The sequence below is a fragment of the Litoreibacter albidus genome (assembly GCF_900107015.1).
In the GTDB taxonomy this organism is placed as follows: Bacteria; Pseudomonadota; Alphaproteobacteria; order Rhodobacterales; family Rhodobacteraceae; genus Litoreibacter; species Litoreibacter albidus.
The window spans coordinates 471665-483780 of record NZ_FNOI01000002.1 but is presented as its reverse complement, the minus strand read 5'-3'; the positions used below and the strand labels follow the sequence as shown (position 1 = coordinate 483780).

The following is a 12116-nucleotide window of genomic DNA, read 5'->3' as shown; positions in this document are numbered from 1 at the left end:
TGTTTTACACTGACACAAGAATACCACGGAATCTCCCAATAAAATCCCTCAGTCTTATCAGATGGTTGAAGGAGATAGTGAATCTAGGCAAAACTGAGGCGAAAATGAGGCACCTTTCGGCACAAGCCAAAGGATCATCTTTCTGGGATAGGGTTCGGCAAAGCATCGGATCCACTCGGGTTGAGGGGTTTATCGACGTGTTATCACGCCTAACAGGCGCGGTCGCCCGAGCAATGTTTGCCGTGCTGTTGATCTGCACGCCGTCCTTATTGCTACCGGGAGTGACGCAAGACACAACGCAGATGGTTGTGTTGATCGGCCTTTTCGCGGGCCTGATTACGCTCATTGAATACAGCTCCACCTATCCGTGCCTCATCGAATTCCGTAACGCGCCGCCGTTTAACCGCGTGCGCTTCCTGTCGCTGTTTGTGACGGTGTTCTTGCTGTCGATCATCTTCCGTGGCCTCTATGAGCCAACAACGCTGACGCGCTTTGTGCAGGCTATCGGGCACCTCGTGGGGTACGTCATCGACTTCCCCTATAGCCCTGTGCGCCTGATCATGCTGCTGGTCCCCGACCAGAGCAACATCGAGCACATGAATATCATGCGCGCAGCCGTTGGCTTAAGCTACCTTGTGTCGTTGCTTACTTTGGCGGTGTTCATAATCGTGCTGCGCGTCATGGGGTGGCCGAACCGCACGCAGGCTTTCAACTTCTGGACCAACTTGCCAACATTCGACCCGACAATGGGCGCGGATGTGGTGACGCGCCTTAATCGCGACGCACGCTTTAACATTGCGTTAGGGTTCTTCCTGCCATTCTTGACCCCCGCCGTGGCGAGTTCCGCTTCGGGGTTGTTCAATGCGTCGATGATGGAATCGCCGCAGACATTGGTTTGGATGATTTCCATATGGGCCTTCCTTCCCGCAAGCCTGTTCATGCGCGGCATCGCGATGAACCGCATCGCCGACATGATCGACGAAAAGCGGATGCGTGGCGCACGCGCTGTTGCAGCTGGATTGCTGCCAGCCTGATCGGCGTTCTGGCCGCTTCGCAGGTCGCGGCGGCGGATACTTACCGGATCATGAGCTATCACACCGGCCTGTCCCGCGACGGGCCGGCTTTGCTTGTACGCGACTTGATGGACGGTAAGGCGCGCGATGATCTAGCCCGCGTCGCGGCGCTGGCCCCCGACATCGCGGTTTTGCAGAACGTTGATTATGACCACGACCTGATTGCCGTCTCACTTATCCAGAAAGCTTTGGCGGACCTAGGCCATGCCATGCCCCACGGCTTCACCGCCCGCCCCAACACGGGGCGGGACAGTGGCATTGATCTGGACCGGAACGGCAAGCTCGGGGAGCCGCGCGATATGCTCGGCTACGGGCAGTTTGCAGGGCAAGGGGGCATGCTGTTGCTGTCGCGTTTCCCGTTGGTCGCTGACGGCACGACAGATCTAAGCCAGCTGCTATGGCGCGATGCCCCCATGCCGGACCTGCCCGCCGACGAGTATTTCGCAGCGCCAGTTCTGGACGTTCTGCCGCTTCATTCCGTCGGTGCATGGGATGTCGGGGTTGAGACTCCCCGCGGCGTTCTTCGGGTTCTCACATCCCACGCCACGACGCCCGTGTTCGACGGGCCGGAGGACCGCAACGGCTTGCGAAACGCGGCGGAGCTCCGGTTCTGGCGTCACTACATAGAGCAGCCCCAGATTGCCGACGCGCCGTTCGTCCTTCTCGGCACATTCAATAGCGATCTCGACGCGGGGGAGGGGCATAAGCCGCCGCTCCGCGCGTTGCTCCAGCATCCGTTGCTTACCGATCCCGAACCGACGTGGGCGGGGGATAAGATGACGGCGCATTGGTCCAACGGTCTTCAACTACGTGTGGACTATGTCTTACCCTCACGTCGCCTTGGCGTTAGGGCAGCAAAAGTTGAACGGACGCCGCAAACTGACAGCGTGTCGCGGCATTACCCCGTTATCGTGGACGTCGTCTGGCAATGACGCCGCGATTGCGTCCAAAAGGGGCGTGGGCGTGAACTCCGGCAATACCGCTTCGAAGTGATCCGGCATCATCCGGTGCGGAGTCTGCCACAGGTAACGGGTTTCCAGCAGGGACGCCGCCATCGGCCAAAAAGGTTGCGCGATCTTAAGCGGCCACCATGGCATTTTGCGCGCCGTCAAACTGCGCCCAATGACGTCTTGCAAAGCTTGATGCAATTCGTGACCGGTCAACGTGTAGCCGGGGAAGTTCACCTCGAAGAACTGCGGCAGATCCTCTGACCTGTCGCAGAGCATAACCGCAGCATCCGCCAAATCATGTAGGAACGCCCAAGCGTGTGGGGTGTCCATGTCGCCCGGATAGGTGAACGTGCCTTTGGACAGTTTCGCGGTGACGATCTTGTCGTACCAGTTTCCGCTGGCCATCGTGTCGATGAAATCCCCAGCACGCAGGACGATGGTTTTAACGCCAGCATCGCGGTAGGCCAGCTCCATCGTTTGCCGGACTGCGCCCAATGTTCCTGTCGGACGCTGCGGCGTGTCCTGTCTTAACTGCGCAGGCATGTTTGCGCCGTAGTTGTAGACATTGCCGGGAATAAGAACCGTCGCGCCAGTGTCTTTGGCGGTGTTTATCACTTGTTCGGTCATCGCGGGGACCAGACGTTCCCAATTAGGGTAGGCGGGGTTCCAGGCGTTCACGATCACATCCGCGCCCCATGCTGCATCGGGCAGGCTGTCCGTGTTGCGGTCAAAGCGCCTGACGTTCCAATTCGCCCACGAAAAGGCTGTCGCGGCATTGCGCCCGAACCGCCCGCTGGCACCAAGAATGAGTACAGTTTTGGTCATGTGAAAGAGCCTCTCCGATGACGACAGGAGCATGGTTGCGCATACAAAAATGAAATGGAATTGCCAAAATTCGGGGGTCTGATATTCATAAATGAATGGATAGAATTGATCGCCTTGACTGGACGCTGATCCAAACCTTCCTCGCGGTGGCGGCTGAAGGCTCCCTCTCAGGGGCTGCGAGGGCGTTGGGGGTTAGCCAGCCGACCTTGGGCCGACAGGTCCGCGCGATGGAAGAACAACTCGGTATCACCCTGTTCTACCGCCAATCTAAAGGCCTCCGTCTGAGCGCTGAAGGCGAGGCTTTAATGCCGTATGCGACGGCGATGTCAAACGCGGCGTCCGGTCTGGCGACTATCGCGGCTGGCCATGACAATTCCTTGCAGGGCACTGTTCGCATCACGGCCAGTGAGTTCACCGCGATGTATTCCCTGCCGCCCATTTTGGCGCGTTTGCGCAGTGACCATCCGGACATCCAGATAGAGCTGAACGCGACCGACCTGAGCGAAAACCTGTTGTTCCGCGAAGCCGATATCGCGGTCCGCATGTACCGCCCCACGCAGCTGGAGGTGGTGACGAAGAAGCTGGGGGTGTTAAAGCTCGGGTTCTTCGCTGCCAAGAGCTATCTTGACCAGCGGTGTGCGCCGTCTTCCGTGGACGAGTTAATGCAGCACGATTTGCTGGGCTACGACCGGTCGGAACGGTTTATTCGCGCGGCGGCAAAGATGGGTTGGCAGCTGTCCCGTGACGATTTCGCCTTCCGGTGCGACTCCCAACAAGTGCATTGCGAGATGATCCGCATGGGTGCAGGTATCGGTGTTATGGCCTGCGCATTAGGTGCAAAACTCCCTGATGTAGAGCCTGTTTTGCCCGATTTTCCGGTGCCCGGATTGGAACTGTGGCTGACCACGCATGAGGCAGTGCGCCACACGCCGCGTGTCGCCGCGGTTTGGAAGGTTCTGGAGGACGGTTTGCGACCGGAGTTGTCGCAAGACAGCACGATCCCGATCATGCATTCGCCCTAGCAACCTTGACCCCATAAGCCCTGCGCGATACCCCGCTATAGACCCCATTTTTGACGGAGCGCATTCCATGTCCAACCCATCCATCCTGATCCTGCCGGGCGACGGCATTGGCCCCGAAGTCATGGCGCAAGTGACGCGCATCATTGACTGGTTCGGCGAAAAGCGTGACCTGAAATTTGACGTCGAAACCGATCTGGTCGGCGGTGCGGCTTACGACAAACACGGCGTTCCGCTGGCGGATGAAACCATGGCCCGCGCTATGGAAGTCGACGCGGTTTTGCTTGGTGCGGTCGGTGGCCCAAAGTACGACGATCTGGATTTCTCCGTGAAGCCGGAGCGCGGCCTTCTGCGCCTGCGCAAGGAAATGGACCTGTTTTCCAACCTGCGCCCTGCGCAATGCTTTGACGCGCTGGCTGACTTCTCGTCGTTGAAGAAAGACATCGTGTCCGGCCTAGACATTATGATCGTGCGGGAACTGACCTCCGGCGTCTATTTCGGGGAGCCACGCGGCATCCACAAAGAAGGCAATGAGCGCGTGGGCATCAACACCCAACGCTACACCGAGTCCGAGATCGCCCGCGTGGCCCGCTCCGCATTTGAGTTGGCCCGCAAACGCGGCAATAAGGTCTGCTCGATGGAGAAAGCCAACGTCATGGAATCCGGCATTCTGTGGCGCGACGTGGTGCAGGAAATCCACGACGCGGAATACCCCGACGTAGAGCTGTCGCACATGTATGCCGACAACGGCGCGATGCAGCTTGTACGCGCCCCAAAGCAGTTCGACGTCATTGTGACCGACAACCTGTTCGGCGACGTGCTGTCGGATTGCGCGGCGATGCTCACAGGCTCCCTTGGGATGCTGCCTTCCGCGTCGCTTGGCCTGCCAAACGCCGACGGCCGCCCGAAAGCACTCTACGAACCCGTGCACGGCTCTGCACCGGACATCACAGGTCAAGGCAAGGCGAACCCGATCGCATGCATTCTTAGCTTCGCGATGGCGCTGCGCTACTCGTTCGATCAGGGCGCGGAAGCGACACGCCTTGAAAAAGCGGTTGAGAAGGTTCTGGCAGACGGCGCGCGCACCGCAGATCTGATGGGCCCAGAAGGCGGCACGCCGGTGTCGACAACGCAAATGGGCGATGTCATTCTGGAGGCGCTGGACGCCAGCCTGTAGGAGAGACCAAATGACCCCGAACGCAAAAGGCGCATTGCTTGCACTGGTGGCGTTCGGGGTATTCTCCACCCACGACGTGGTTATCAAAGTATTAGGCGCAACCTATTCGCCCATACAAATCGTATTCTTTTCGGTCTTGTTCAGCTTTCCCCTCGCCACGATGTGGCTGCTACGTGACCAAACCAGCGGCACCTTGATCCCGCGACACCCCTACTGGATGATGGCCCGCACAATTGCCGCTGTGATCACCGGTTTCTCGGCGTTCTATGCGTTCTCCGTGCTGCCGTTGGCCCAAGTTTACGCCATCATTTTCGCATCTCCGTTGCTTATTACCGTGCTTGCCATTCCTGTTCTGGGTGAAGAGGTGCGGCTGCGCCGTTGGCTCGCTGTTTTGGTCGGGCTTTGCGGGGTCCTTGTGGTGCTGCGCCCCGGTCAAACTGACCTTGGCCTTGGTCATCTGGCCGCACTTGCCTGCGCCGTCGCGGGGGCGTTCGCCTCGGTCATCGTGCGCAAGATCGGGCGGGAGGAGCGCACGGTCGTCATAATGCTCTATCCGATGATGGCGAACTTTCTGGTGATGGGCGCGCTGCTACCAACCGTCTATGTGCCCATGCCGATTGAGGACTTGGGCCGCATCGCCATCGTCGCGGTATTCGCTTGGATTGCGGGCCGCTTCCTGATCGGGGCCTATAACGCTGGCGAGGCCGTCATCGTCGCCCCGATGCAATACAGCCAGATACTTTGGGCCACCGCGTACGGGGCCTTCTTCTTCGCGGAGTACCCCGATATAGGCACCTTGATCGGGTCGTCGATCATCATCGCAAGTGGTCTCTACATCGTGCTCCGCGAAAGCCGCTCCAAGACATCCAACACGCCCGTTTTGCGCACCAGATCACGACCGGAAACCGGCACGTCCCTGCGGATCGGACCGTCGCTCTGGCCGCGCCAGATCAGGCGTAATCCGCCGAAGAGCTAGGACCCGCTTTGTACGGTGGTGACAGCTTCTTCACTCTGACCAGCGCCGAGAAAATAGGGCTGGTACTGCTATCGTTGGGCCTGTCCGCCGTTTTCCTATTCGTTACTTGGCTAGCCAGTCGCAGGTTCTCGCTGCCCGTCCGCATCGGGATTGCCCTGACCCTGCTCGCGGTATTCATCTGGCTCTCGCCACAGGTCTACTATCAATATTACCGAATGATTATCGACGGGCTACCCGCCCAGATCGTCATTAAGCGCCCCGTGGGTCTCCTAGAGTTGGCACGCACACTTGCCTTTCAGCGGGACGCTAGCTTGGCCGCCCACAGTCAAGGTATCTTGGGGTGGGCGCTTATCGGGGTCGCAGCACTCCGACGCCGACGGGGCGCATAGAGTTTGCGCGCGGTGCAGACCTCGCGTAGTCAATTGGGATGAACCAAACGCCGCCCCTTTTCGTGACGAATTTCAACCGGAACTTTACCGGCGTCTCCGCGACTGCGGCGGGCGTTGTGCGCGCGCAGGCCGTCAACGGTCATATGCGCCTCGTGGGTCAACCGTTGCCGGGTTGCCCTGATCCAATCACGCTGAAACAGGCGCGGAACTTGTGTCGTAACGCGCCTGACGGGCTGCCCTTCGCGATCTGGCACGTTCGCCGCAACACCGAGATGCGCGCCGCGATCTGGGCGCGTGATGTCCTTCGTCTACCCATCTGCATCGTATTCACCTCCGCCGCTCAGCGTCGCCATTCGGCGTTTCCGCGATGGCTAATCTCGCGCATGGACGCGGTGATAGCAACGACGGACGTGGCTGCGGAGTACGTCCCACATGTGCGTGCGGTGGTCCCACACGGGGTGGACACGGCAATGTTTCGCCCCGCTGAGGACCGTGCGGCGGCATGGGCAGCCACGGGCTTCCCGGGTAAGCGGGGTATCGCCACGGTTGGCCGCATCCGCCCTGAAAAAGGGACCGACCAGTTCGTTGACGCGATGATCCGCGTTTTGCCTGACCATCCTGACACCACAGCACTGGTTATCGGGCGGGCAGGCGGCGCACATGATGCATTCCTTGAGGATTTGAAGGCGCGCGTGGCAACCGCCGAACTGACGGACAGATTGCTGTTTTTGGGTGAGTTAGAGCCTGATCGCTTGCCCCAAATTTTACGCGGCCTCAGCCTCCTTGTGCCACTTCCACGTTACGAAGGGTACGGGATGACACCATTAGAGGCGATGGCCTCCGCCGTGCCATTCGTCGCCACCGACACGGGTTATTTTCGCGCATTCAGCGCCCAAGGTACCGCTGGGCGGGTCGTGCCATTGGGGGACGTCGACGGCGCGGTGGCTGAGGTGCAGGCGGTGCTGCGCGACCCTGATGCCCTCTCGCAGATGTCGACGCGTGCACTTTCAGTGGCGCGGAACAGCTATGGAATTCAGACCGAAGTTGATGGCATAGAGGCCGTCTACCAACAGCTCTGGGACAAGGCGTAGATCGTGACTGAAACATTTATCATCCACTTGGAGCGCGCCTCGGCGCGCCGCCCCCACGTCGATGCGATGGTGCAGAAATCGCCCTATCCTGCGCAGATTTGGCCGGCCTGTGACGGTGCCAAGATGGACCCCGCAGAGCGCGCCAACCTGATCGCAGACGCCGCAGTGTTCCAGCCCGCCTATCCGTTTGCGCTGTCTATGGGCGAAGTCGGGTGCTTTGAGAGCCACCGTAGCGTGTGGCGTCATGTGGTTGAGAACCGGATCGAAAGCGCGCTGATCCTAGAGGACGACGTCGCGATTGACGTCGCTGCGTTTCGCGACGCGGTGGAACTCGCGCAAAGCCACGTGGCGGAGCTTGGGTACATCCAGTTTCAGGTGCGCACCGTCAAGGCGCCGTTCGCCGTGGTGTCACAGGCGGGGCCATTGGCTTTGATCCGACCACAGGTCGTGCCACTTCGGACCTCCGCCCAATTGGTAAGTCTTGCCGCCGCGCAACGCCTTCTGGCGGCGTCGGAGCAGATCGACCGCCCTGTGGACGGGTTTTTGCAAATGTTTTGGGAGACCGGCGTGCACCCGCATTGCGTGGTGCCCTCTGGCGTGTCCGACCTCACCGCGGAGGCGGGCGGAAGCACCGTGTCGTGCAAGCGTACGCTGTGGCAAAAGCTGATCGCGGCGGCAAAGCGGTGGACCTACCGCAGCCAGATTGCCACGCTATCGCGCACGCGCGGTTAGGCGGACGCCAGCTTGTACATGGAATTGTTGCGGGTCCGCCCGACCAACACATAGCCCCGCGCCGCAAACGCGGCAGTACAGCCCGGATAATCGGCATCGGGGTAGGGATGCTCTATGACAATCCGGCGCGGCAACAGCGTCTCGGGTACAGCCTCCAGAAACGGCACCAGCGCTTTGTCCTCGTGGCCCTCAATGTCGACTTTCAGCCCGTAGATCTCGGTAATTGCGTGTTCTTGCAACAGGGCATCAAGGCAACGCACGGGCATCTCGCCGTCGGGTGTTTCCTCAACCGCGACGATGGCCAGATCGTCTTTGCGAATTTGCAGATCACCGCGCCCCTCTTGATCACTCACGGCGCAATGCAGCACGGTCAGGTTATCAAGCCCGCTGGCGTTCGCATTCCACGTCAGGCGGTCCACCATCAGGGGGTTTGCATCCACGGCAAAGGTCCGACCCTTCGGGGCGGATCGCGCCATGGGTTGCGCATAAAGTCCGATGTTGCAGCCAAGATCGACAAAATTGGCGGTGGCTGGCGCGTCCTTAATAAGAAAGTCCAAATCTTCGGCGTTGTAGGCGGGGTTCAGAAGCAGCCCGTATTCAATCAGGTTGTTTTCCCCACGAATGCGGTAGGCACAGTCGCGGAAGTGTATGTCGAGCTTCCCACGCCCTGCCGCCAGCACCATCGACGTCCAAGTGCCGCGAAACACACCGCGCTTCAGCGGGGACGATTTACCAACTTTGATCATCGCGCGCTGCACCGCGTTGGGTGCGAAGTGCCCGAACGGCAGTTGATCGTCGGCGTCGTCGAGATTGCGCTCCTTGCCACTAAGGCTGCGCCAGATACCCGATCCCGTGCTACGTGTTGCTGATTTTGAATTCACTGGGATGTCTCCGGTAAACGGCTTTGTGCCGGTCTGAAATTGTAAATCATGAAGATGAGCGTAAATACCGCCCTTATTGATCAAGTCATCATGCGGGCCGCTTTCGGCCAGCGTGCCGTGATCCAGAACCAGTATCTGGTCGGCATCGCGCACGGTGGACAGGCGGTGGGCGATCACCAGCGTCGTGCGCCCTTTTGAGAGCCGCTCCAGCGCTTTCTGGACGACCTTTTCAGATTCGGCATCCAAGGCGCTTGTGGCCTCGTCCAGCAACAGAATCGGTGTATCACGCAGCAAGGCGCGCGCGATGGCGACACGCTGGCGTTGGCCCCCCGACAGGTTGCTGCCGCGAGGTCCGACCTGCGTTTCCAACCCATCCGGCAGGTTCTTCAGGAAGTCGCTAACATGTGCATCGTCTAGCACCTGCTTCAGGCGGGCCTCGTCAACGTCGTCGCGCCCCAACAGGATATTCTCGCGCAGGGTTTCATCGAACAAGAGCGCGTCTTGGGACACGACGGAAAACAGGCCGCGAAGCTGGGACAGCGGCATGTCCTTGATGTCGACGCCGCCGATCAGGATCTTTCCGTCCGCTGGGTCAACCAGCCGCGTCAGCACGTTGAACACGGTGCTTTTGCCCGCGCCCGACGATCCCACGAGCGCGGTCGTGGTTCCGGATTTCGCGTCGAAGCTGAGACCGTTCAACACGGCCTTGTCCCCGTAGGAAAGTGCTACGCCATTGAACGAAATGGAGGACCCGTCGAGCGGCACGTCAGTGTCCGCTTGCTCCACGACGGCGGGTTTGGTGTCGAACAACCCGAAAATGCGGCTCAGGCTCGCGATCATCATTTCCCAATAGCCCAGAACCCCGCCCAACCGGCGCATCGGCTGGAAGGCCAGCGACATTGCCGTGAAGAAGCTCATGAACTGGCCAATGGTCTTTTCGCCCGCGATGATTTGCGGCCCGCCATAAAGCAGCACGCAGAAAAAGCCGAAGCCCACTGCGAAATCAACAAGCGCTGGCACGGTGGCTTGCCCGATGGTGGTTTTGACCGTCGCCTTGACCCAAGTATCTGACAGACCTTCAAAATTATCTGCCTGATAGTCTTCCATCCGGTTCAATTTGATCGGCGTTATACCGTGAAAAACCTCGTCCAGACGGGTGGTGCGTTTGCCCGCCACATCGCGCAGGTAGTTGGATTTACGGCGCACGTAGCGCTGCACCAGCAGGCTTGGGATTACCAGCATCGGCGCGCCGATGATGGCAACCAGCGTCCATTTCCAGTCAATCGACAAAGCAACACCCAGCAGCGACAGCAAGGCAATCAGATCGCGGCCTGCACTCACCAAAATCATGTTCCACAAGGTCTGGATCGCGGTGACATCGCCTTGAACCCGCTCAATCATGGAGCCGGGTGAGGTGCGCGAGTGGAACGCGTTATCCAGTGTCAAAGTGTGGCGTAAAAGGTCCACCTGCACCTCGGTAGACGCCCGAAAGGACACGCCGGTCAGGATGCTTTTGTGGATAATTCCGGTGACGCCACGGACAGCGAACAGTGCGAATATCCCGATACCAACCCACCAGATCGCGCTTGACTGCCCCTCGACGAATACAAGGTCGAACATCGGCTGCAGCATGTAGCTTAGCGCGCCCAGCGTGCTGCCCTCTATGACCATAAACACGAACGCCAATAGAAACAGCGGCCAATGCCGCCGCAGGTAGCCGCGCCATAAGCGGGCGAAGAGCTGTCGCCCGTTTTGGGTCGACTGGGCCAAATCTAGGTCTGAAGGTGTATTCAAGAATTGGCTCGCATATGGCTACTTCACCGAACTGTGTAGCGTAGGAACGACGCTTGCGGCAAGGCTAGTGCAACATCCCCCTTTCGCATCGGCCCTCAAAAGAGTATCAGGCCCCGTCTGAAACACGACCTATAGAAGGATCAAAGGGATCATGGGTTACAAAATCGTCATCGTAGGAGCCACGGGCAACGTGGGTCGCGAGATGCTGAACATTCTGGATGAACGTCAGTTCCCAGTGGACGCAATCGAGGCGTTGGCCTCCCGTCGCTCGATCGGCACCGAAGTCACCTTCGGCGAGAAAACCCTGAAGACCAAAGACCTTGATACCTTCGATTTTACCGGCTGGGACATTGCGCTGTTTGCTGTGGGTTCCGAGGCGACGAAGAAATACGCACCAAAAGCGGCTGCGGCTGGTTGCGTCGTGATCGATAACTCGTCGCTGTACCGCTACGACCCTGACGTGCCTTTGGTGGTTCCGGAAGTGAACCCAGAAGCCGTGACCGGTTACACCAAGAAAAACATCATCGCGAACCCCAACTGCTCTACGGCTCAGATGGTTGTGGCGTTGAAGCCGCTGCACGACCGCGCCCGCATTAAGCGCGTTGTTGTGTCGACCTACCAATCGGTATCTGGCGCGGGCAAAGAGGCTATCGACGAGCTGTGGGATCAAACCAAGTCGATCTACAACCCCGTCGACAACAAGCCACCGTCGAAGTTCACCAAGCAGATCGCGTTCAACGTGATCCCGCATATCGATGTATTCATGGAAGACGGCTCCACGAAAGAAGAGTGGAAAATGGTCGTTGAAACCAAGAAAATCATCGACAAGGACATTAAGGTCACCGCGACTTGCGTGCGCGTTCCTGTGTTTGTGGGCCACGCGGAATCGATCAACATCGAGTTTGAGGACCACCTTGACGAAGACGAAGCCCGCGACATCCTGCGCGAAGCCCCAGGCGTTATGGTTATCGATAAGCGCGAAGACGGCGGCTACGTGACCCCGATCGAATGCGTTGGCGATTTCGCGACGTTCATTTCGCGCATCCGTCAGGACAGCACCATCGACAACGGCCTGAACCTGTGGTGCGTCAGCGATAACTTGCGCAAGGGCGCGGCCCTGAATGCAGTGCAAATCGCCGAAACGCTGGGCACGCGTTGCTTGAAAAAAGGCTAGGCTTGCAAAGCCTCTCCTGACACGAAACATTGGGC

General features: G+C 59.2%; 11 protein-coding genes. 9 read left to right on the top strand and 2 right to left on the bottom strand.

Annotated elements, in window-relative coordinates; genetic code table 11:
- Positions 1-197: 197 nt before the first annotated feature.
- The gene (locus BLW66_RS07425; protein ID WP_089946491.1) at positions 198-1034 is read left to right on the top strand and encodes a hypothetical protein; all 837 of its coding nucleotides are present in this window, start codon (positions 198-200) and stop codon (positions 1032-1034) included.
- Positions 1035-1084: 50 nt separating this feature from the next.
- Complete coding sequence (locus BLW66_RS17735; protein ID WP_170833421.1) at positions 1085-2005, top strand: endonuclease/exonuclease/phosphatase family protein; 921 nt, start codon at positions 1085-1087, stop codon at positions 2003-2005.
- Here BLW66_RS17735 and BLW66_RS07415 read toward each other — a convergent pair.
- Complete coding sequence (locus tag BLW66_RS07415; protein ID WP_211664264.1) at positions 1904-2848, bottom strand: Rossmann-fold NAD(P)-binding domain-containing protein; 945 nt, start codon at positions 2846-2848, stop codon at positions 1904-1906. The two genes, BLW66_RS17735 and BLW66_RS07415, sit on opposite strands and share 102 nt — an antisense overlap.
- 95 nt (positions 2849-2943) lie before the next feature.
- On the opposite strand from BLW66_RS07415, the gene BLW66_RS07410 reads away from it, so the two are divergent.
- From BLW66_RS07410 to BLW66_RS07385, 6 genes are all read left to right on the top strand, one after another.
- Positions 2944-3870 carry a LysR family transcriptional regulator gene (locus BLW66_RS07410; RefSeq protein WP_089946489.1) on the top strand — a complete coding sequence of 309 codons (927 nt, stop codon included), beginning with the start codon at positions 2944-2946 and terminating at the stop codon, positions 3868-3870.
- A 67-nt stretch (positions 3871-3937) separates the two neighbouring features.
- Positions 3938-5044 carry a 3-isopropylmalate dehydrogenase gene (gene leuB, locus BLW66_RS07405; RefSeq protein WP_089946488.1) on the top strand — a complete coding sequence of 369 codons (1107 nt, stop codon included), beginning with the start codon at positions 3938-3940 and terminating at the stop codon, positions 5042-5044.
- 10 nt (positions 5045-5054) lie between these two features.
- Entirely contained in the window at positions 5055-6020 is a 966-nt protein-coding gene (locus tag BLW66_RS07400; RefSeq protein WP_089946487.1) for a DMT family transporter, read from the top strand.
- Between the two features lie 8 nt (positions 6021-6028).
- Positions 6029-6409 (top strand): hypothetical protein, encoded by a 381-nt coding sequence (locus BLW66_RS07395; protein ID WP_089946486.1) that lies wholly within the window; start codon positions 6029-6031, stop codon positions 6407-6409.
- Positions 6410-6447: 38 nt separating this feature from the next.
- Positions 6448-7500, top strand: coding sequence for a glycosyltransferase family 4 protein (locus tag BLW66_RS07390; protein ID WP_089946485.1), 1053 nt, complete (start codon positions 6448-6450; stop codon positions 7498-7500).
- Positions 7501-7503: 3 nt separating this feature from the next.
- Complete coding sequence (locus tag BLW66_RS07385) at positions 7504-8232, top strand: glycosyltransferase family 25 protein (protein ID WP_170833420.1); 729 nt, start codon at positions 7504-7506, stop codon at positions 8230-8232.
- Here the strand turns inward: BLW66_RS07385 and BLW66_RS18255 are convergent.
- Positions 8229-10907: an FkbM family methyltransferase gene (locus BLW66_RS18255; RefSeq protein ID WP_139254541.1), complete on the bottom strand. Its 2679-nt coding sequence runs from the start codon at positions 10905-10907 to the stop codon at positions 8229-8231. The two genes, BLW66_RS07385 and BLW66_RS18255, sit on opposite strands and share 4 nt — an antisense overlap.
- Before the next feature lie 151 nt (positions 10908-11058).
- Between BLW66_RS18255 and BLW66_RS07375 the strand changes: the two genes are divergently transcribed.
- Positions 11059-12081, top strand: coding sequence for an aspartate-semialdehyde dehydrogenase (locus tag BLW66_RS07375; RefSeq protein ID WP_089946482.1), 1023 nt, complete (start codon positions 11059-11061; stop codon positions 12079-12081).
- Positions 12082-12116 lie beyond the last annotated feature (35 nt).